Annotated in this window: 16 protein-coding genes; 7 read left to right on the forward strand and 9 right to left on the reverse strand. The window is 67.3% G+C overall.

All coding sequences use genetic code 11. The features are described from left to right. Positions 1 to 3 precede the first annotated feature (3 nt). Entirely contained in the window at positions 4 to 996 is a 993-nt protein-coding gene (locus tag IM543_21730) for a response regulator (GenBank protein ID QOY94087.1), read from the forward strand. A gap of 122 nt (positions 997 to 1,118) precedes the next feature. On the opposite strand, the gene IM543_21735 is transcribed toward IM543_21730, so the two are convergent. The 5 genes from IM543_21735 to IM543_21755 form a co-directional block, all read right to left on the reverse strand. After that, the gene (locus IM543_21735) at positions 1,119 to 2,288 is read right to left on the reverse strand and encodes a glycosyltransferase family 4 protein (GenBank protein ID QOY94088.1); all 1,170 of its coding nucleotides are present in this window, start codon (positions 2,286 to 2,288) and stop codon (positions 1,119 to 1,121) included. Between the two features lie 9 nt (positions 2,289 to 2,297). Continuing rightward, a complete protein-coding gene (locus tag IM543_21740; protein ID QOY94089.1) occupies positions 2,298 to 3,395 on the reverse strand; it encodes a glycosyltransferase family 4 protein in 1,098 nt (365 codons plus the stop codon). Between the two features lie 35 nt (positions 3,396 to 3,430). Next, positions 3,431 to 4,372: a GDP-mannose 4,6-dehydratase gene (locus tag IM543_21745; protein ID QOY94090.1), complete on the reverse strand. Its 942-nt coding sequence runs from the start codon at positions 4,370 to 4,372 to the stop codon at positions 3,431 to 3,433. A 3-nt stretch (positions 4,373 to 4,375) separates the two neighbouring features. Next, on the reverse strand, positions 4,376 to 5,419 hold the full coding sequence (gene gmd, locus IM543_21750) for a GDP-mannose 4,6-dehydratase (protein QOY94091.1): 1,044 nt from the start codon (positions 5,417 to 5,419) through the stop codon (positions 4,376 to 4,378). 282 nt (positions 5,420 to 5,701) lie between these two features. Next, positions 5,702 to 7,984 (reverse strand): NADP-dependent malic enzyme, encoded by a 2,283-nt coding sequence (locus IM543_21755; GenBank protein ID QOY96803.1) that lies wholly within the window; start codon positions 7,982 to 7,984, stop codon positions 5,702 to 5,704. A gap of 211 nt (positions 7,985 to 8,195) precedes the next feature. Between IM543_21755 and thiL the strand changes: the two genes are divergently transcribed. Continuing rightward, positions 8,196 to 9,158, forward strand: coding sequence for a thiamine-phosphate kinase (thiL, locus tag IM543_21760; protein QOY94092.1), 963 nt, complete (start codon positions 8,196 to 8,198; stop codon positions 9,156 to 9,158). 74 nt (positions 9,159 to 9,232) lie between these two features. Here thiL and IM543_21765 read toward each other — a convergent pair whose 3' ends face one another. Beyond that, a complete protein-coding gene (locus tag IM543_21765) occupies positions 9,233 to 11,878 on the reverse strand; it encodes an EAL domain-containing protein (GenBank protein QOY94093.1) in 2,646 nt (881 codons plus the stop codon). Beyond that, positions 11,875 to 13,920, reverse strand: a complete 2,046-nt coding sequence (locus IM543_21770) for a response regulator (protein ID QOY94094.1) — start codon at positions 13,918 to 13,920, stop codon at positions 11,875 to 11,877. Before IM543_21770 ends, IM543_21765 begins: the two co-directional genes overlap by 4 nt. 453 nt (positions 13,921 to 14,373) lie before the next feature. On the opposite strand from IM543_21770, the gene IM543_21775 reads away from it, so the two are divergent. The 5 genes from IM543_21775 to IM543_21795 all read left to right on the forward strand — a co-directional run bounded on the left by IM543_21775 (position 14,374) and on the right by IM543_21795 (position 20,100). Next, positions 14,374 to 14,919 carry a CinA family protein gene (locus IM543_21775; GenBank protein ID QOY94095.1) on the forward strand — a complete coding sequence of 182 codons (546 nt, stop codon included), beginning with the start codon at positions 14,374 to 14,376 and terminating at the stop codon, positions 14,917 to 14,919. Positions 14,920 to 14,932: 13 nt separating this feature from the next. Continuing rightward, positions 14,933 to 15,874: a metallophosphoesterase gene (locus IM543_21780; protein QOY94096.1), complete on the forward strand. Its 942-nt coding sequence runs from the start codon at positions 14,933 to 14,935 to the stop codon at positions 15,872 to 15,874. 11 nt (positions 15,875 to 15,885) lie between these two features. Then, the gene (locus IM543_21785; GenBank protein ID QOY94097.1) at positions 15,886 to 18,711 is read left to right on the forward strand and encodes an insulinase family protein; all 2,826 of its coding nucleotides are present in this window, start codon (positions 15,886 to 15,888) and stop codon (positions 18,709 to 18,711) included. 85 nt (positions 18,712 to 18,796) lie between these two features. Next, the gene (locus tag IM543_21790) at positions 18,797 to 19,123 is read left to right on the forward strand and encodes a winged helix-turn-helix transcriptional regulator (protein ID QOY94098.1); all 327 of its coding nucleotides are present in this window, start codon (positions 18,797 to 18,799) and stop codon (positions 19,121 to 19,123) included. Then, positions 19,120 to 20,100, forward strand: a complete 981-nt coding sequence (locus tag IM543_21795) for a cation transporter (protein QOY94099.1) — start codon at positions 19,120 to 19,122, stop codon at positions 20,098 to 20,100. Before IM543_21790 ends, IM543_21795 begins: the two co-directional genes overlap by 4 nt. A gap of 5 nt (positions 20,101 to 20,105) precedes the next feature. On the opposite strand, the gene IM543_21800 is transcribed toward IM543_21795, so the two are convergent. Both IM543_21800 and cysK read right to left on the reverse strand, forming a co-directional pair. Next, on the reverse strand, positions 20,106 to 20,777 hold the full coding sequence (locus tag IM543_21800; GenBank protein ID QOY94100.1) for a type II secretion system protein: 672 nt from the start codon (positions 20,775 to 20,777) through the stop codon (positions 20,106 to 20,108). A gap of 95 nt (positions 20,778 to 20,872) precedes the next feature. Continuing rightward, the gene (gene cysK, locus IM543_21805; protein ID QOY94101.1) at positions 20,873 to 21,805 is read right to left on the reverse strand and encodes a cysteine synthase A; all 933 of its coding nucleotides are present in this window, start codon (positions 21,803 to 21,805) and stop codon (positions 20,873 to 20,875) included. Positions 21,806 to 21,910 lie beyond the last annotated feature (105 nt).

Raw genomic sequence — 21,910 nt, forward strand, 5'->3', positions numbered from 1 at the left:
CGCATGACCCAACCGAACAACCGTCCGCTGATCCTGGCAGTCGATGACGAGGCCAGCAACCTGCAACTGCTGCGCCAGATCCTGCAGGACCACTATCGCCTGCTGTTTGCCAAGGATGGCGCGCGCGCGCTCGAACTGGCGCGCCAGGAGCGTCCCGACCTGGTGCTGCTCGACGTGATGATGCCGGGCATGTCCGGCTACGAAGTGTGCGCCTCGCTCAAGGCCAATCCGGATACCGCGGCAACGCCGGTGATCTTCGTGACCGCCCTGACCGACACCGCCGACGAGCTGGAAGGCTTCGAGGCCGGCGCGGTGGATTACATCACCAAGCCGGTCAGCCCGCCGATCGTGCGTGCGCGCGTGCGCACCCACCTGTCGCTGGTGCGCATGGAAGCGCTGCGCGCGACCCGCCTCGAGATCGTTCAGCGGCTCGGCCTGGCGGCCGAGTACAAGGACAACGAGACCGGCCTGCACGTGATCCGCATGAGCCACTTCTCGCGCATCCTCGGCATTGCGGCCGGCATGGGCGAACTGGAAGCCGACGACCTGCTGCACGCCGCCCCGATGCACGACGTCGGCAAGATCGGCATCCCCGACCGCATCCTGCAGAAACCCGGCCCGCTCGATCCGGACGAGTGGAAGATCATGCAGAGCCACGTCATGATCGGCGCCGAGATCATCGGCGAACACGCCGGCGGCATGCTGGCGCTGGCCTCGCAGATCGCGCTCACGCACCACGAGAAGTATGACGGCAGCGGCTATCCGAACGGCCTGCGCGGCGAGCAAATCCCGCTGGCCGGGCGCATCGTGGCGATCGCCGACGTGTTCGACGCCCTGACCTCGAAGCGGCCCTACAAGCGCGCCTGGACCGAACAGGAGGCGCTCGACTTCCTGCGCGAGCAGAAAGGCCGGCACTTCGACCCGGCGCTGGTGGACTTGTTCATCGGGCAGATGCCGGCGGTGCGGGCGGTGCAGGAGCGCTGGGCGGAAGCCTGAGGGTTCGTAGGGTGGACGGCTTCGCCGTCCGCGCGTTCAACTAGACGGTGATATGACGCGCATCGGCCATCAGAGGCCGGCTGCACGCGCGGTCGGCAGAGCCGACCACCCTACAACGACGATCACCCCGCCGGCGGCACGCCCGCCAGTCCCACGCCCGCCCCCGCATTCGCGGACGCCCTGCGCGCCACCAGCTCCTTGTACAGGTCGGTATAGTTGGCCGCCATCTGCTCGGACGTGAACAGCTCGTGGTAACGCGCTTCGGCGCGCGCGCCCATGCGGCGCGCCAGCTCCGGCTGCTCCCACAGCGCCTGCATCGCGCCGCGCAATGCCTGCGGATCCTCGGGCGGCACCGCCAGGCCGGTCTCGCCGTCGCGGTTGATATAGGTGGTGCCGGTGCCGATCTCGCACGAGATCATCGGTTTGCCGTACATGGCCCCTTCCAGCAGCGAGATGCCGAAGGCTTCCGAGCGCAGGTGCGAGGGGAAGGCGAGCGCATAGCACAGGCTGAGCAAGGCCGCCTTGTCGGCTTCTTCCAGTGCGCCGGTGAAGATCAGGTGCTTCAGCCCCAGGCGCGCGGCCTGTTCCTTCAGTGCCGCTTCTTCCGGACCGGTGCCGACGATCACGATCGGATAGTCCAGTCCCTTGGCCGCCTCGAGCAGGACGTGCAGACCCTTGTAATAGCGCAACACACCAACGAACAGGAAGAACTTCGGTCCCACCCGGGCGCGCCAGTGTGCCAGGCGGCAAGGTTCGACGTTCGGGTAGGTGGCCTTGTCCAGGCCGTAGGTGATGACGCGGGTCTTGTCGCGGTAGCGCTGCAGCACGCCGGATGAGGCCAGGTAGTTGGGCGAGGCCGCGACGATGGCGTCGACACTGTCGAGGAAACGGTACTTGAGTGGCTGGTACAGGCGCAGCCAGCGCTTCTGGCGCACGATGTCGGAGTGGTAGCTGACGACCGTCGGCTTGTTGACGCGCGCCATGAAGTGGGCCAGGTCCATGAAGGGCCAGGGGAAGTGGTAGTGCACGACGTCTGCCTCGCGCGCCATGCGCGCCAGCGCGCCGAGGGCCTGCACCGAGCAGCCGTTGGAGGCGATCTCGAAGTTCAGCGGCACCCGGTGCACCGTGTGTCCGTCGACGCTGATCGGCGCCAGGTCCTTCTGGCGCGACAGCGACAATACGGTGTTGCTCACGCCCAGGCGCGTCGTGCCGACGCACAGCTGGCGGATCACCTGTTCGATGCCGCCGACCGAGTCCGGATAGTACGTCTTGTAGAAATGAAGGACACGCATGTTGGAAGCTTACTGCGAAAGTACTGCACGGTACACCTCGGCGGTCTGCCGTGCGGTGGCGTGCCAGGTCAGTTGTTCGGCGCGCGCGCGTCCCGCTGCAATGCAGCGCGCGCGCTCGCGGGGATCGAGCGCCAGGGTGTGCAGCGCCTCGGCGAGCAGCCCGGTGTCGAGCGGATCGACCTCGAGCGCCGCGCCTTGCGTCACCTCGGGCAGCGAACTGGCGTTCGAGGCCACCACCGGGACATGCGAGGCGAAAGCCTCGACCACGGGGATGCCGAAGCCTTCGTACAGCGAGGGAAAGGCGAACACGCCGGCGCCGGCGTACAGGTGGCGCAGCGCCTGCTGGTCGGTGAGTTTGTCGAGCCAGACCAGGTTCTCGCCGTCGGCCTGCACGCGCTGGAGACGGGTGACCAGCGCCTCGCAGCGCCAGCCGCGCGCGCCGACCACGACCAGCGCGCGTTCGTCGCGCAGGGCCTTGGGCAGGCTCAGCCAGGCATCGAGCAGGCGGTCGACGTTCTTGCGCGGCTGCAGCGTGCCGACGGTGAGGAAGTAACCGGGCTTGAGTTCGAGTTGTGCGAGCGTGGCGGCCACCTCGGACGCGTGAGGCGTCTCGAGCCATTCGTCATCCACGCCGCAGTAGACTACCGAGACCCGGTTCGGGTTCACGCCGAAGCACGCCACCAGTTCGTCGATCGCGAAGTGGGACAGCGCGATGACATGGTCGGCCTTGGCCGTCGCCTTGCGCTGCAGCCAGTTCTTGACGCTGCGCAGGCGCGGATTGCACCACTCGGGATACTTGATGGGCAGCGCATCGTGCAGGGTCGCGACCACCGGACAATCCATGCGCACGATGCGGTAGTCGGTCACATGGAACAGGTCGGCCGGCATGTGGACACGGTGCGCCCCGGGGGTGGCCAGGTCGACCAGCGAGGCGGTTTCGAAGGATTGCGGCATCGGCTGCCCGATGCTGATGCCGCCGTCCGCGCGGAAACGCGGCCAGGAATACGGCGACACGCTGCAGCCGGTACGCGGCAGGTGGCGCATCAGCGCGCGGGTGTAGACCCCGATGCCATCGAGGCGGCCGCCGGTCAGGCCCGGTTCGATCATGGTCGTTCCGAGTCCGACGGTGAGACCGCCCGCGCTCACGCCTGGTACATCCAGCGCAGCGTCTCGGACAGCGGCGTTGGGTCGAGTTGGCCGATGACGGCAGTCAGCTTGCTGTTGCTGCCCGACAGCGTGAGCACGTCGTTGGCGCGGACGAAAGCCGGATTGACGTGCACGTCGATGTGGTAGCCGGCGATCTCGCTCATCATGTCGATCAGGTTGGCCAGCGAGTGCGAGTTGCCGGAACAGACGTTGAAGGCTTCGCCCCTGGGGGCGACGGCCATCAGGCGGCGGTAGGCGCGCACCACCATGCGCACATCGGAGAAATCGCGCGCGATCGCCAGGTTGCCCAGTTCGATGCGCTGGTCCTTGCGGCGGAAGTGCGAGACGATCTTGGGCAGCAGGAAGTTCTCGGTCTGGCCGACGCCCGTATAGTTGAACGGGCGCGCGATGGTGATCGGCAGCTTGTCCATCCACAGGCGCGCCATGTATTCCATGGCCAGCTTGCTGACCGCGTAGTCGTTGGCCGGACTCGGGGGCACGTTCTCGTCGATGACGGGCACGCTGGCATTGCCGTAGATGTTGGCCGATGAGGCCAGCAGCACGCTGGTGGGGCGGTGCTTGCCATCGGCCAGGGCCTGCAGCAGGTTGCGCGTGCCGACCACGTTGACGCGGTAGATCAGTTCGGAATTCGTGTGGGCCACGAAGGCGATGCCGGCCAGGTGCGCGACCACGTCGGGCTGCACCGCGTCGACCACGCGCGCCACGGCGTCGCAGTCGCACAGGTCGACCTCGAAGACATCCGGCCCGCACTCTTCGCCCGGCAGGACGGTGCCGTAGACGCGGTAACCCGCGGCCGTCAGCTCCTGCGCCATGTAGTAGCCGGTGAAGCCGCGCAGGCCGGTGATCAGCGCGCGCCGCCCCTCGCCTTCTCTCCCGCCGATGAACGCCGGGATGTCATCCGTGGCCATGCGTTCCATGATCTAGAACGAGAATCCGATTTCGTTGCGACGCAGGTCGGCGTCGACCATCATCTGGCACAGTTCTTCGAGCGTGGTGGTCGGCTCCCAGCCGAGCACGCGCTTGGCCTTGGCCGGGTCGCCGATCAGCAAGTCGACTTCGGCCGGGCGGTAGAACTTGGGCGACACGCGCACCAGGGCCTTGCCGGTACGGGCGCAATGGCCGACTTCGTTCTCGCCTTCGCCGCTGAATTCGACGCTGACGCCGGCGCCCTTGAAGGCCATCGTGACGAAGTCACGCACGGTCTCGGTACGGTTGGTGGCCAGCACGAAGGTGTCGGGCTCGTCGGCTTGCAGGATGCGCCACATGCCTTCGACATATTCTTTGGCATAACCCCAGTCGCGCTTGGCGTCGAGGTTGCCCAGTTCGAGCACGTCGAGCTTGTTCAGGACGATCTTGGCGACCGAGTCGGTGATCTTGCGGGTGACGAACTCGCGGCCGCGCAGCGGCGACTCGTGGTTGAACAGGATGCCCGAGGAACCGAAGATGCCGTAGGATTCGCGGTAATTGACCGTCATCCAGTGCGCGTAGAGCTTGGCGACGCCGTAGGGGCTGCGTGGATAGAAGGGCGTGTCCTCCACCTGCGGGATCGCCTGCACCTTGCCGAACATTTCCGAGGTCGACGCCTGGTAGAAGCGGATCTTCGGATTGATGATGCGGATCGCTTCCAGCAGGTTGACCGCGCCCAGGCCCGTGATCGAGGCGGTGGTGACCGGCTGCTCGAAGGACACGCCGACAAAGCTCTGCGCCGCCAGGTTGTAGACCTCGTCCGGCTGGCTGCCTTCGACCAGGCGAATGCTCGACGACAGGTCGGTCAGGTCGTATTCGACCAGCGACAGGTTCGGGTGCTTGTCGATGCCGAGCTCTTCGATGCGCCAGAAATTAACCGAGCTGGAGCGACGGAAGGTGCCGGTCACGTGGTAACCTTTTTCCAGGAGAATCTGCGCCAGGTAGGCGCCGTCCTGGCCGGTAATGCCAGTGATCAGGGCTCTTTTTGTTGTTTGCATGTTCTTGGGTTCTAGAAGTGGTCTCGCAAGCAGCCAGACGCAGGGCAGCCGGGATTGTATCAGAGAGGAAGATGGTGTCAGCTTTGCACATTAGAAACTCGTGCAATAAAAGCAACACTTATGCGAACATTATGCCCCGAAATGGCTGGGGTACGTCGCCCGCTTACGGTTTGTTACCGTTGTATTTGCGCGAAGACAAATAACGAAATTCAGAGACAAATACGCCTGATGCAGATCAAAATCCTGCATCAGGCGCGTGCTCTAACGAGGGTCAGTGCTTACTTATCTTTGTGAAACTGCATCCACGACACACAGGGCCGTCATGTTGACGATGCGGCGCACCGTCGACGACGGGGTCAGGATGTGGACCGGCCGTGCGCAGCCCAGCAGCACCGGACCGATCGCGATGCCGTTGCCGGCGGCGCTCTTGACCAGGTTGTAGGAAATATTGGCGGCGTCGATGTTCGGCATCACCAGCAGGTTGGCGTCGCCGGTCAGGGCCGAGTTCGGCATGATCTTCATGCGCACCTTGGCTTCGATCGCGGTGTCGCCATGCATCTCGCCGTCGATTTCCAGGTCCGGCTTGGCCTGCTGCACCAGCGGCAGCACGGCGCGCATCTTCTGGGCCGACGCGCTGTTGGCGGTGCCGAAGTTCGAATGCGACAGCAGGGCCGCGCGCGGCTGGATGCCGAAGCGCTCCAGCTCCTCGGCCGCCATGACGGTGATCTCGGCCAGCTCCTGCGCGCTCGGGTTCTCGTTGACGTGGGTGTCGACGATGGCCAGCTGGCGGTCCGGCGTGATCAGGAAGTTCATCGCCGCGTACACGTTCGTGCCCGCGCGCTTGCCCAGCACCTGGTCGATGTAGTGCAGGTGCATCCAGGTGGTGCCGTAGGTGCCGCAGATCAGGCCGTCGGCATCGCCCTTGTGGACCATCATGGCGCCGATCAGGGTATGGCGGCGGCGCATCTCGATCTTGGCCAGGTCGATGGTCACGCCCTTGCGCTTGGCCATCTCGTAGTAGGCCTGCCAGTAGTCGCGGTAGCGCTCGTCGTAGTCCGGGTTGATCACGTCGACGTGCTGGCCGAGCTTGAGGCGCAGGCCGAACTTCTCGATGCGCTTTTCCAGCACCGCCGGGCGGCCGACCAGGATCGGGCGCGCCAGCTTCTCGTCGACCACCACCTGCACCGCGCGCAGCACGCGCTCGTCCTCGCCTTCGGCGTAGACGATGCGCTTGGCTTCCATCGGCGCCCCCTTGGCCACCGAGAACAGCGGCTTCATGAAGGTGCCGCTGCGGTACACGAACTGCTGCAGGCTCTCGGCATACGCGGCCAGGTCGTCGATCGGGCGGGTGGCGACGCCGCCGTCCTGCGCGGCCTTGGCCACCGCCGGAGCGATGTGGGTCAGCAGGCGCGGATCGAAGGGCATCGGAATCAGGTATTCCGGGCCGAAGGACAGGTTGTTGATGCCGTAGGCCGAGGCCACGATGTCCGACTGCTCGGCGTGGGCCAGGTCGGCGATCGCGTGCACCACGGCGATTTCCATCTCGCGGGTGATGGTGGTCGCGCCGCAGTCCAGCGCGCCGCGGAACATGTAGGGGAAGCACAGGACGTTGTTGACCTGGTTCGGATAATCCGAGCGGCCGGTGGCGATGATGGCGTCGCTGCGCACGGCCTTGACGTCTTCCGGCAGGATCTCCGGGTTCGGGTTGGCCAGCGCCAGGATCAGCGGGTTGGCGGCCATGGACTCGACCATGTCCTGCTTCAGGACGCCGCCGGCCGACAGGCCCAGGAAGATGTCGGCGCCCGGGATCACGTCACGCAGCGAACGGTGCGGGGTATCCTGGGCAAAGCGCTCCTTGTCCGGGTCCATCAACTCGACGCGGCCCTTGTAGACCACGCCGGCCAGGTCGGTCACGAAAATGTTCTCTACGGGGAAGCCGAGGTCGACGATCAGGTCGAGGCAGGCCAGCGCCGCGGCGCCGGCGCCGGACACCACCAGCTTGCAGTTTTTAATGTCCTTGCCGACCACCTTCAGGCCGTTCAGGATGGCGGCGCCGACGATGATCGCGGTGCCGTGCTGGTCGTCGTGGAAGACCGGGATCTTCATGCGCTCGCGCAGCTTGCGCTCGATGTAGAAGCATTCCGGCGCCTTGATGTCCTCCAGGTTGACGCCACCGAAGGTCGGCTCGAGCGAGGCGATGATGTCGACCAGCTTGTCCGGGTCGTTCTCGTTGATCTCGATGTCGAATACGTCGATCGCCGCGAACTTCTTGAACAGCACGCCCTTGCCTTCCATGACCGGCTTCGAGGCCAGCGGGCCGATGTTGCCCAGGCCGAGCACGGCGGTGCCGTTCGTGATCACGGCGACCAGATTGCCGCGCGCCGTATATTTATACGAGTTGGCCGGGTCCTTGACGATCTCCTCGCAGGGCGCGGCGACGCCCGGCGAATAGGCCAGCGCCAGGTCGCGCTGGTTCAGCAGGCCCTTGGTCGGGGTGACGCTGATCTTGCCGGGGCGGGGAATCTGGTGATATTCGAGCGCTGCAGCACGCAGTTGTTGACGCAGTTCTTCTTTCTTGTCCGATGACGAGTCCATGCCTGGCAGCTTTCCTGAAACTAGAGGGGAACCTCCAATTTTATCAGACGAACAGTTGACAAGGGCTACGTATTTTCAACAAGCAGCGACTTGATTCATAAGACTTGCTTATAAGTCAAGCTTTCATATGAGCTCAGCTTATAGCTCCGCGTATGGATGAATGCGGGGTTTAGAATGCGGCATGCTTTCCGAATTCGACCTCATCAAACAATTCTTCCAGCGCCCGCGCCCGGGCCGGGCCGACCTCGGCATCGGCGACGACTGCGCCCTGCTCACTCCGACGCCGGGCCGGCAGCTGGCGATCTCGAGCGACATGCTGGTCGAGGACCGGCATTTCTTCGCCGGCGCCGATCCCTGCATGCTGGGCCACAAGAGCCTGGCGGTGAACCTGTCCGACCTGGCGGCGATGGGCGCGCGCCCCCTGGCCTTCACGCTGGCGCTCAGCCTGCCCGCCGCCGATCCGGCCTGGCTGGAGGGATTTTCGCGCGGCTTGTTCGCGCTGGCCGACGCCCACGGCTGCGAACTGGTCGGCGGCGACACCACCAAGGGGCCGCTCAACATCTGCATCACGGTGTTCGGCGAACTGGCGCCGGGGCATGCGCTGCGGCGCGATGCGGCCCAAGTGGGCGACGACATCTGGATTTCGGGAACGCTGGGCGACGCGCGCCTGGCGCTGGCAGGCTACTGGAACGAAGTAGCGCTGCCTGAAGCGGACCACGCGCAGGCGGCGCAGCGGATGCACATGCCGGCGCCGCGCGTGGCGCTGGGCCTGGCGCTCTCGGCCCAGCCGATCGCCCATGCGGCGCTCGACATCTCGGACGGCCTGGTCGGCGATCTCGGGCATATCCTGGCCGCCTCGCGGGTCGGGGCGACGCTGGACGTGGATGCGCTGCCGGCCGGGCCGGTGCTGGCGCGGCAAGCGCGCGACCTGCGGCGCAGGTTCACCGCGGCCGGCGGCGACGACTACGAACTGTGCTTCACGGCGCCGGCGGCCCAGCGTGCGGCGGTGCTGGAGGCAGGGCGCGCCAGCGGCACGCCGGTGACGCGCGTCGGCGCCATCGAGGCGGAACCGGGCTTGCGTTTCGTGGATGCGCAAGGGGCGCCGCTCGAGCTCAAGCTGAGCGGGTGGGATCACTTCAGTTGAACGCGTGGGCGGGAAACCCGCCCACCCTACGGTAAGCCTACATTGTAGGGTGTTCGGCTTTGCCGAACGCGCGTTCATTCCGCGTTTGACGTTCCCTCGTCTTCGCGCGGCGTCTTGCGGTCGTCGTACGGCCCATACGTCAGCCAGTAGTGCCGGAACGCCAGCCGGATGTTCTCGCGCAGCTGCAGCTCGTTCCACGGCTTGGTATAGAAGCGGTAGATGGCGCCGCGGTTGATCGAGTCGAGCACCGTCTCCACCCCGGTGTCACCCGACAGGATGATGCGGATCGTGTCCGGATACATCTCCTTGACCTTGCTGAGGAACTCGGTGCCGCTCATCATCGGCATGCGCTGGTCGCACAGGATCACCTGCACCCGGTACAGCGCCAGGAATTCGAAGCCTTCGGCCGGCGACGAGGCCGTCAGCACCCGGTAGTTGTCGCGCCTGAACAGGCGGTGCAGCGCGGTCAGCACGTTGACGTCGTCGTCCACAATGAGCAGGGTCTGCGCCTTGTCGTCCTGGGCCGGCGGCTGGTCGGGCTGGGCGCGGTTGTCCAGGACCAGGCGCGCCAGTTCCTCGCACGGCAGCGCGCGCGCGAAGTGGAAGCCCTGGATTTCGTCGCAGCGGTGGCGCCGCAGGTAGGCCATCTGGGCGCGCGTCTCGACGCCTTCCGCGATCACCTGCATGTGCAGGCTGTGCGCCATGCTGATGATCGCCAGCGCGATCGCCGCGTCGTCCGGGTTGGTGACGATGTCGCGCACGAACGCGATGTCGATCTTGAGCTTGTCGATCGGGAAGCGCTTGAGGTAGGCGAGCGACGAGTAACCGGTGCCGAAGTCGTCGATCGCGATGCGGATGCCGAGCTCCTTCAGGCGCCCCAGCACCGCGATGGTGTGCTCGGCGTTCGACATCAGCGCGCTTTCGGTCAGCTCCAGCTCGAGCAGGCCCGGCTCGATCGCGTGGCGCTCGAGCGCCGCGCGGATCACGCCTTCCAGGTCGCCCTCGACGAACTGGCGGCTCGAGACGTTCACCGCCACCCGCACGTCGCGCACCCCTTGCGCGTTCCAGGCGGCGATCTGGCGGCAGGCTTCGTCGACGATCCATTCGCCGACGCGCACCACCAGCCCGGTTTCTTCCATGATCGGGACGAATTCGGCCGGATAGACCAGGCCGAAGCCGGGCCGGTTCCAGCGCAGCAGCGCTTCGACGCCCGAGACGCGGCCGGTGTTCAGCTCCAGCTTGGGCTGGTAGTAGAGCACGAACTGGCCGCCCTCGAGCGCGCCGCGCAGCGCCAGTTCGAGGTCGAGGCGCGCCAGCACCTGCACGTTCATGCCGGCCGTGAAGAAGCGGTAACCGTCGCGTCCCGCTTCCTTGGCGCGCACCATGGCGGTGTCGGCATACTTGACCAGGGTGCCCGGCTCGGTCGCGTCTTCCGGATACATCGCGATGCCGATGCTGGCCGTCAGCGCGGCCTGCTGGCCGTGCAGGTCGAAGGGCAAGCGCAGCGCCTCGCGCACCTCGTTGGCGACGTTCACGGCTTCCTGCTGGTCGCGCGTCATGGTCAGGATCAGCGCGAACTCGTCGCCGCCCAGGCGGCCGGCGGTGTCGCGCAGGCGCACCACCCGCACCAGGCGCGTGCTGAACTGGCGCAGCAACTCGTCGCCGAGCGCGGTGCCGAGCGAGTCGTTGATGATCTTGAAGCGGTCGAGCGTGATGCACAGCACCGCCACGCGCCAGTGCTTGTCGCGCGCCAGTTCGATCGCGTCGCGCAGGTTCTGGAAGAACAGGGTGCGGTTCGGCAGGCCGGTGAGCGCATCGTAGCTGGCCATGTGGCGCATGCGTTCCTGCGCATGCAGGCGCTCGCTGATGTCGCGCGCCACCGCGATCAGCATGCGGCTCTTGCCCAGGTCCTGGAGTTTCCAGCTGATTTCCACCGGTACCGCGCCCTGCCCGCCCGCCCTGAGCAGCTCGGTTTCGACGATGTCGCCGGGAAGCGCGCCGTATTCGATTTTCGCCTCGTGGGTCATCTGCCCGCCTTCCCCGCGCGCAACCGAGGGCGCTTCGCTGACCGCCGCCAGGTGGCGCTCCAGCAGTTCGCGCGTGGCCAGGCCCAGCGCCACCGGATCGATCCGCAGCAGCGCGTCGCGCGAGAAGCCCAGCATGCGGCAGGCGCCGTCCGAGACGTCGACCATCGCCATCGAGGCGGTATCGATCAGGAAGATCGCATCGGGCGTCGCATCCATCGCGCCGCGAAAACGCGCCAGCTCGGCGGTGCGCTCGCGCACCTCGCGCTCGAGCTGCACGCCGTAGTCCTGCGACTCGCGGTGCAGCAGGCGCACTTCCAGCAGGTTGCGGATGCGCGTCATGACCTCGACCGTGTCGAAAGGCTTGCCGATGAAGTCGCGAGCGCCGGCTTCGAGCGCGGCCAGCTTCTTGTCCGGCTCGGCCGTCACCACCAGCACCGGCAGCCAGGAATCGCTCTCGAGCGGCTTGAGCGCCTCCATCACGTCGAAGCCGTCCATGCCCGGCATGTGCAGGTCGAGGATGATCAGGTCGTAGCGCTGCTTCAGGTGCATCGACACCACCTGGCGCGGGTCATGGGTAGCCGAGACATTCTCGTACCCGGTGGTCTTCAGGAGGTACTCGAGCAGCTGGACGTTGACGGGTTCGTCGTCCACGACCAGGATGCGCGCGCGGCGGATATCTTGCAGTGAAATCATTCGGCCTTCCTTTCGGCCGGCGCGGCTCCCTTGGCACGGAGCTGGGCCAGCGTACTGTTGATCGCCTCGGTGAACTTGTCGATGTCGATCGGTTTGGTCAGGTAACGGGTAAAGCCCGCGGCCATGCCGCGCTCGATATCGCGCGGCATGGCGTTGGCGGTCAGGGCAATGACCGGAATGCCGGCGGTCAGCGGGTCGGCGCGCAGCTGCTTGAGCACCTCGATGCCGCTCATGCCGGGCAGGTTCAGGTCCATCAGGATGATCTCCGGCCGGTGGGCGCGCGCCAGCGACAGGCCGACGTGGCCGTCGAGCGCCGACAGCAAGCGCAGGTCGGAGCGAAAGCGCACGATCTCTTCCACCAGGCGCAGGTTGGCCGGATTGTCCTCGACATACAGGAGCAGGTGCGGGGTCAGCTGCGCTCCTGCCTCGCCTGGTGCGGCCTGGACCTGCGGCGCCTCGTCGTCCGCGCCTTCCGCCGCCGGCGCCGCCAGCGGCGCGGTGCTGGCCAGCTCGATCCAGAACACGCTGCCCACGCCGGGGCTGCTGGAGACGCCGATGTCGCCGCCCATCAGCTCGACCAGGCGCTTGGTGACCACCAGGCCGATGCCGGTGCCCTCCTGGCTGCCGCCTTCCTGGCCGAGCCGGTTGAAGGGCTGGAACAACCCGGCCACCTGTTCGGCATCGAGGCCGGCGCCGGTGTCCTGCACCGACAGGCGCAGCCGGTTCGGCGCCACCTGCTCGCAGCTCACCACCACGGCGCCGGCTTCGCGGTTGTACTTCACCGCATTCGACAACAGGTTGAGCAGCACCTGCTTCAGGCGGGTGCGGTCGGCCAGCACCACGGCGCCCGGCGTTTCCGGGAACAGCACCCGCACTCCGCGGCTGGCCGCGATCGGCTCGACCATCGTGCGCGTTTCAAGCAGCGTGTCGCCCAGCGCCACCGGCTCCATCGACAGCGTCACCGTGCCCGACTCCACCTTGGCCAGGTCGAGGATCTCGTTGATCAGGGTGAGCAGGTGGCGGCCGCTTTTCAGGATGTGGTTCGCGAATTCCTTTTTCTGCTCGAGGGTCGAAGGCAGGGTATCCGAGGTCAGGATCTGGGCGAAGCCCAGGATCGCGTTGAGCGGCGTGCGCAGCTCGTGGCTCATCGAGGACAGGAAGGCCGACTTGGCCTGGTTGGCGCTGCGCGCCTCTTCGATGGCATTGGCCAGTTCGGCGTTGGCCAGGGCCAGCTGCAGGGTGCGCTCGTCGACGCGCTGCTCGAGCTGCTCGTTGAGCCGCATGATCTCCTGCTGCGCGCGCGAACGCTGCGCCACTTCGCGCGCGATCTCGCTGCTCGACGTCTCGAGCTCGCGGGTGCGGCCCTCGATCTCGGTGAGCATGGCATTGAAGGAGTCGACCAGTTCCCCGGCCTCGTCGTTGCTGATGCGCGGCGCGCGGCGCGAGTAGTCGCGGGTGGCGACGACGTCGCGCGCGATCTCGGTGATGGCCACGATCGGCGCCGTCACCACGTGGCCCATGCGGCGCATCAGCAGATAGGCCACGCCCATCGCCAGCAGCGTCACCAGGGCGGCGATGCTCAGGTAATCCAGGATGCGCGCCAGCAGCCGGTTCTCGGCGCGCAGGTAGACGGTGCCGAGCGTGTCGCCGTTTTCGGCGATGCGCTGGCGGACCACCAGGTCGTCGCCGTCGCGGGCATGCGCGGGTGGCAGGACCTGGGGCAACGCGCGCGACTCGCCCGGCGCCCGGTAAGAGGCGAACAGCGCGCCGTTGGCGCCATAGATGGCGGCGGCGCGCACCTGCGGGCGGGTACGCAGCAGCGCCAGGTTCTCGTTCGCCAGGCGCGGGTCGTCGAAGGCGAGCGCGGCCGATGTCATGTGGCCGACCAGCTCGGCCTGGGTGGCAAGGTCGTTGACCAGGCTGCGCTGGTAGCTGCGCAGGTCGTAGCCGACGATGATCGCGACCGACACCAGCAGGGCGGCCAGCGTGGTCGCCATCACGGCCCGTACCAGCTTGCTGCGGATGGAGCGGAACTGGCTCATGCGGTCCCCGGCCCGGCCCGGGCAGCCGAGCGCTGGCCGCCGGCGCGGCCATGCCGGTCCATTCGAAGGAAGGCAGGGAGCGCCACGGCGGCGGTGCCGCACGGTAGCGCCGGATCCTTCCGGTCACGCGCAGGTGGTTCGAGCGGCATCCTGGATCCTACGGAAAACGGAATCAGCGGTGAATAGGCAAATGCGCGGCAAATGCGCGCGGCAAGAGCGTGGAACAGGCGCACTTCCGGCGTGTCAAATCGGCGCCGCCGGGTGAGCACGGCGGCGCGTACAGCATAGCGGAGCGTTTCGTGACATGTCGCACGGAACTTTTCACGATTCATCGAGTCGGCGCTCGCCGAGACAGCCCATGCGAGGTGGGTAAAAATCCATACAGCATTTCATGCAAGCTTTGTGTGTCAGCAGGGCACGGACCGCGCTAGAATGAAACCGCGGGGCGCATCCATGCGCCCGCACCGGCCTCGGTTCAGTAAGGGCTCAGTCCATCCGCACCCAAAGGAGTCTCACGTGACGAACGATATTCTCGATCTTGCTACCCAAGTTGGCCGGGCGCTCGAGGCCAAGCGCCTGATGCTGGCGACCGCCGAATCCTGCACCGGAGGCGGCGTGTCCCAGGCGATCACCGACATCCCGGGCTCCACCGGCTGGTTCGACTGCGGCTTCGTCACCTATTCGAATGCCTCCAAGACCGAACTGCTGGAGGTGCCGGCGGCGCTGGTCGCGCAGTTCGGTTCGGTAAGCGAGGAAGTGGCCGGCAAGATGGCCGAGGGCGCTCTGTCCAACAGCAACGCCGACGTGGCGGTGTCGACCACCGGCATCGCCGGACCGACCGGCGCGGTGCCGGGCAAGCCGGTCGGCACCGTGTGCTTCGGCTGGTCGCGCGGCGAGACGACCCACACCGAGCGCCTGGTGTTCCAGGGCGACCGCCAGTCGGTGCGCGAGCAGGCCGTGGCGCACGCGCTACGCGGACTGTTGCGCTTCATCGAATAAACCGGCCGCGCCCATGATCCGGATGGCGCAGCGCCTGCTGGGCGGCCTGGCGCTGCTCGCGGCGGCCGGCCCTGGCCTGGCAGGCCCGCCCGCCGCCGCGCCGCCCCCTTCGGCCGCATACACCGTGTACGCGGCCGGCGACATCGCGCGCTGCAAGCATCCCGACCCGCGCTGGTCCGGAGCGGCCGCCACGGCCAGGCTGGTCGAGGGGCGCTTGCGCGCCGACGCACATGCCGGCACGCCGGCCGCCGTGCTGACCCTGGGCGACCATACCTACCCCGCCGGCAAGGCGGCCGAGTTCGAACACTGCTACGGCCCGACCTGGGGGCGCTTCCGCGACCGCACCTGGCCCACACCCGGCAACCACGAGTATGCGACGCCCGGCGCCAAGCCCTATTTCGCCTATTTCGGCGAACGGGCCGGCAGCCCGCAGCAGCCCTGGTACAGCCTGCGGCTCGGCAGCTGGCTGGTGATCTCGCTCGACAGCAACCTGGAAGGCGCCGCGCACGCCGCCCAGATCGCCTGGCTGCGCACCGAACTGGCGCGCCGGCCGAGTACCTGCACCCTCGCCTTCTGGCACCATCCGCTGTACACCTCGGGCGGCCACCTCGGCCCGGGCCGCATGCGCGACGCGTTCGCGCTGCTGCATGCGGCCGGCGCCGAGCTCGTGTTGTCGGGCCACGACCACGACTACGAGCGTTTCGCGCCGCAGGATGCCGATGGCCGGCTCGACCGGGCCAGGGGCGTGCGCCAGTTCGTGGTCGGCACCGGCGGCGCCTATGCCACGCCTTTCCTGCAGCTCACCGCCCACAGCGAGGTGCGCGAAGCCAGTTACGATGGCGTGCTGGCGCTGCGCCTGCTCGACGGCGCCTACGAATGGCGCTTCCTGCCGGCCGACCCGAGCCGCGTGCCGGCCGGCGCCACGCTCGACCATGGACGTGGCAGCTGCCACTGAAGGAGCAGCGCATGCGATACTTCCGGCTGCTCGTTCTTATTCTGATGATGACCACATTCGTTCCACCCACCGGCGCCCAGTCCGCGCCCGCCCCGTCGCCCATCCCGCTGCCCACCGTCGCCTTCGAGAAAACCACCCTGCCCAACGGGCTGCAGGTGATCCTGGTCGAAGACCGGCGCCTGCCCATCGTGGCGGTAAACATCTGGTACCACGTCGGCCCGGCCAACGAGGCGCCCGGGCTGACCGGTTTCGCCCACCTGTTCGAGCACATGATGTTCGCGGCCACGCGCCACATCCCGCGCGGCATGGCCGACCGCCTGCTGGAAGGCGCCGGCGCCACCGACAGCAACGGCGGCACCGGCTACGACCAGACCAGCTACTATGACACCGTGCCCGCCAACCAGCTGGAGCTGGCGCTGTGGGTGCACGCCGATCGCATGGGCTACCTGCTCGACGTGCTCGACCAGAAAGCCTTGACCAACCAGCAGGACGTGGTGCGCAACGAGCGCCGCCAGACGGTCGAGGACGAACCCTACGGCCTGGTGGAGGAAGCGCTGGCGCATGCGCTGTTCCCCAAGGGCCATCCCTACCACGCGTCGATCATCGGCTCGCATGCCGACATCCAGAACGCGAAGCTGGAAGACGTGCGCCGCTTCTTCGCGCGCTACTACGGTCCGAACAACGCCAGCATCGTGATCGCCGGCGACATCGACAAGGCGAAGACGCTCGCCCTGGTCGAACGCTATTTCGGCAGTTTCAAGCGCAGCGCGCCGGTGGCGCGTCCCAGCGTGGCGACGCCCCCGATCACCAGCGAGCGCCGCGTGGTGGTGCGCGACCGCGTGGAGCTGCCGCGCATCTTCATGGGCTGGCTGACGCCGCCCGCCTACCGGCCGGGCGACGCCGAGCTGGCGGTGGCCGCCGCGATCCTGGGTGGCGGCAAATCGAGCCGGCTGTACAAGAAGCTGGTCTACGAGCGCCAGATCGCCCAGGACGTGGACGCCACCCAGAATTCCTACGGCCTGACCTCGACCTTCGTGATCGACGTCACCGCCCGCCCCGGCGTCGAAGCGCGCGCGCTGGAAGCGGCGGTCGACGCCGAACTGGCCGAACTGCGCGAGCACGGCCCCTCGCAGCGCGAGGTCGAGCGCGCCCGCAACAGCATCGAGACCGCGCTCCTGAGCTCCATCGAGAAGCTCGGCGGCGACGGGCTGGCCGACCAGCTCAACCACTACAACCAGTACACCGGCGACCCCGGCTACCTGGCCAAGGACCTGGCGCGCCTGCGCAGCATCACCCCGGCCGACGTGCAGCGCGCGGTGCGCAGTCACCTGGACCGGCAGGCGCGCGCGGTCGTCACCGGCCTGCCCGGCAAGCCGGTGATCGACGATCCGCGCCCGCCGAAGGCGAAGCGCGGCGCCGCGCCGGCGCCGGGCGACGCCGGGAATGCCATCAACGCACCCGAGCCCTGGCGTGCAGAGCAGCCGAAGGCCGGCCCGACGCCGCAGTTCTCGCTGCCGCAGGGCGCATCCTTCACGCTCGCCAACGGCTTGCGCGTGATCCACCACTACAAGCCGGGCCTGCCCCTGGTATCGGCCCAGCTGGTGGTGCGCAGCGGCAGCGCCGCCAACCCGGCCGCGATGCCGGGCCTGGCCGGCTTCACCGCGCAGATGCTGGAAGAAGGGACGAATACCCGCAGCGCACCGCAGATCGCCGACGAGATCGCGCAACTGGGCGCTTTCCTCGACAGCGGCAGCAGCGCCGACGCCTCCGCCGTCTCGCTGCTGTCGCTGCGCGCCACCTTCGCCCCGTCGCTCGAGGTGCTGGCCGACATCGTGCTGCGTCCCGCCTTTCCGATCGCGGAGGTAGAGCGCCAGCGCGCCGACCGGATCGGCGAACTGATCCAGCAGCGCGACGACCCGGAAGCCGTGGCGGCAGTGGCCTCCCTCGGCGCGCTGTACGGCAGCAGGCACCCGAAGGGCCATGGCCAGCTCGGCACCGAACCGGCGATCCGCGCGGTGACCCGCGCCGACCTGGTGGACTTCTGGCGCCGCCACTATGTGCCGGAGAATGCCGCGCTGGTGGTATCGGGCGACATTGCGCACGACGAGCTGAAAGCGCTGGTGGAAGCGCGCTTCGCAGCCTGGCCGCGCGCCGAGGCGCCGGCCGGCGGCGGCCCCGACCCGGCGGGCACACGGGCCCGTCTGGTCGTGGTCGATCAGCCGGACGCGGTCCAGACCGCGCTACGGGTCGGCAGCATCGGCGTGGCGCGCGACACCCCCGACTATCCGGCCCTGCAGGTCATGAACGGCGCGCTGGGCGGCATGTTCTCCAGTCGCCTCAACAACAAGCTGCGCGAAGAAAAAGGCTATACCTACGGCATCCATTCGTACTTCCGCACCGACCGCACGCCGGGGCCCTTCGTCATCGCCGGCAGCGTCCGGGCCGATGCCACCGGCGCCGCGGTGCGCGAGATCTTCCGCGAGGTGAACGGCATGCGCGACGCACCGCTGCCGCCCGCCGAGCTGCTTGCCGCGCGCGACGCCCAGGTGCTGTCGCTGCCCGGCCAGTTCGAGACCAATGCCGACATCGGCGCCAGCCTGGCCGAGACCTTCGTCTACGACTTGCCGCTCGACTACTATGCCCGCCTGCCGGCCCAGCTCTCCAGCGTCACGGCCGAGCAGGTGCAGGCCGCCGCGCGCAAGCACCTGGTGCCGGAAAAGATGGTCGTGGTGGCCGTGGGCGACCGCAAGCGCATGCTGCCGCAGCTGCAGCCGTTGCGGCTGGGGACGGCGGAAGTGCGCGACAGCGACGGGCAGTTGCCGCATCCGCGGCAATAGGCTGACCGCACCGGCCCGTGCAAGCCCGCACTTGCCGGGCGCCGGTGTTTCATCTAACATGTGAACAAATCTTCACATGTTGAATATGACGACACTACCCGAATTCGAGCACGCCGCCGGCGCGGTCGAGCAGCTGGCCGACCTGTTCCACCTGCTCGGCGACGCCACCCGCCTGCGCATCGTGCTGGCCTGCCTGGCGCAACCGACCGCGGTGGGCGACATCGCCGCCGCCCTCGACTTGTCCAGCTCGCTGGTCAGCCATCACCTGCGCCTGCTGCGCGCGGCCCGCATCGTCAAGGCCGAGCGCCAGGGCAAGCAGGTCTTCTACGCCGCTGCCGACGCCCACATCAGCAGCCTGCTCGCCAACATGTTCGAGCACATCGCCGAACCAGCCACCGGAATGGACGCATGAGTCACGATCACAAGCACGACGGCCACAAGCACGAGGGCCACGGCTTCGGCCACCACCACCACCACATGCCCGACCCGGCCGGGCACGGGCGCGCCTTTGCCCTGGCGATCGGCGTCAACACGCTGTTCGTGGCCATCGAATTCATCTACGGCTTCATCGCCCATTCCACCGCCCTGATGGCGGACGCCGGCCACAACCTGTCCGACGTGCTGGGCCTGATGCTGGCCTGGGGCGCGGCGGCGCTGGCCAAGAGCGCGCCGACCCGGCGCTATACCTACGGCCTGCGCGGCTCGTCGATCCTGGCGGCGCTGGCCAATGGCCTGCTGCTGATGGTGGCCTGCGGCGCCATCGCCCTGGAGGCGGTACAGCGCTTCACCGAACCGGCGCCGGTACAGGGCTTGACGGTATCGATCGTCGCGGCGATCGGTGTCGTGATCAACGGCTTCTCGGCCTGGCTGTTCATGGCCGGCAGCAAGGGCGACCTGAACCTGCGCGGGGCCTACCTGCACATGGCGGCCGACGCCGCGCTGTCGCTGGGCGTGGTGATCTCGGGGCTGGCCATCATGGGCACCGGCTGGACCTGGATCGACCCGGCGGTGAGCCTGGCGATCGTGGTCGTGATCGTGCTCGGCACCTGGTCGCTGCTGCGCGAGTCGGTGCTGCTGTCGATGGCGGCGGTGCCGCCCGGCGTGGACGCCGGCGCGGTACAAGCATACCTGGCCGCCCAGCCGGGCGTGAAGGAAGTGCATGACCTGCACATCTGGGCCTTGAGCACCACCGAAACCGCGCTGACGGCGCACGTGGTGATGCCGGACGGGTATCCGGGCGACGGGATGCTGGACCAGATGGCGGCGAAACTACGGAGCGACTTCGGCATCCACCACTGCACGCTGCAGGTAGAGGAAGGAACAACGCATCACCATTGTGCGCTGGGCGGCCACGGCCATGACAGCCACGACCATGCCCATGCGCACTAGGCCGTTCAGTCGCAGATGAACCTGCCGCTGCTGGAATGCTCGATATACGTCGGTGGCCTGTCCGGAGCGCTCGCTTCGATGTAGGTCACCGCGCAAGTAGCCCGGTTCGACGGGCTCACGTTTTTCGGCGAGACCGTCAGGCCGCCGTACTCGAAGCTGATGTTGTAGTCGTCGTTGAGCCCCACGCCCATGCCGAGGCCGGCCGCCGCCGCGAACATCCGCACCTCGCCGAGGTCCGCGGCTGCCGGGTAGCCATTGCGAATCAACACGGTCTGGCCTTCGAAGGTGACCGTGCCAGTCGACATGTTGTTACTGACCATTGCCTTGGCGCGCACCATGGTTGCCGTCGATATCAGAGCGCCCTTGGCCGCCTTCAGGTTGGCGGCACGGGCGTCTCCGGCCAGGTTGGAAAATCTCGGCAAGGCAGTCGCCGCCAGGATACCGAGTATCACGATCACCGCAATCAGTTCGATCAGGGTGAAACCGCCCTGCTTGCCCGCTTTGAAATGTGAATTGGCCACAGCCCGCTCCGTGGAAAATATGCCGATGAACGTCGGTGCGAGCGTTCGACGTCGAACGCATATCGCACCGTCGATGACAGCATAAGACGGAGGAAAATCGCGATGATGACCTAAGGCAACATATATCCTTAGGGAAATATTGTGCGATGCAGGCATGCACTTGATCGTCGATCAAGCTACCCGGGCAGCCGTTGACTGCCCTGCCTCATGCAGGGATAGGAAAATCTGCGCCGCTAGCCGGCGCGCGCCGATCAGCCGGCCAGGTTCGCGTACAGCGCCGTGCTGAGATAGCGCTCGCCGAACGAGGGAAGGATGGTCACGATCAGCTTGCCCGCGTTCTCCGTCCGCTGCGCCACCTGGATCGCGGCCCACAAGGCGGCGCCGGACGAAATCCCGACCAGCAGCCCTTCCTCGCGCGCCGCGGCGCGTGCGGTCTCGAAGGCGTCCTCGTTCTTCACGGCGATGACTTCGTCGTAGATGCCGGTATTGAGCACCGCCGGCACGAAGCCGGCGCCGATGCCCTGGATCGGGTGCGGCCCCTTGGTGCCTTTCGACAGCATGGGCGAGGCTTCCGGCTCCACGGCGATCGACTGGAAGCCAGGTTTACGCGCCTTGAGCACTTCGCTCACGCCGGTGATGGTGCCGCCGGTGCCGATGCCGGCCACCAGGATGTCGACCTTGCCGTCGGTGTCGCGCCAGATTTCCTCGGCCGTGGTGTTGCGGTGGACTTCCGGGTTGGCCGGGTTGTTGAACTGCTGCGGCATGAAGCAGCGCGGATCTGCCGCCACCAGTTCTTCGGCACGCCGGATCGCACCCAGCATGCCTTCGCTGCCGGGAGTGAGCACCAGTTCGGCGCCATAGGCGCGCAGCAGCATGCGCCGCTCGTTGCTCATGGTCTCGGGCATCACCAGCCTGCAACGGTAGCCGCGCGCGGCGCACACCATCGCCAGCGCGATGCCGGTGTTGCCGCTGGTGGGTTCGACGATGACGGTGTCGGGCTTGATCAGGCCGGCCCGTTCGGCGGCCTCGATCATGGCCAGGCCGATGCGGTCCTTGACGCTGTGCGCCGGGTTCTGGAATTCGAGCTTGCCGACGATCTCGGCGCCGGCGTTCGGGGCCAGCCTGCGGATTCGTACGAGGGGAGTGTTGCCGATCAGTTCAGTAACGTCGTTCGCGATACGCATGCCGGGCTCCGGAGTGGGTTTATTGTTGAGCGTCTAACAAAACCCTCAGGGCAAGGCGCGTCGTCGAAGGCAGTACGCAAGTACGACGAGACGATGCAACGCAGC

Origin of the sequence: Massilia sp. UMI-21 (assembly GCA_015277795.1) — a bacterium.
Lineage (GTDB): Bacteria > Pseudomonadota > Gammaproteobacteria > Burkholderiales > Burkholderiaceae_D > Telluria.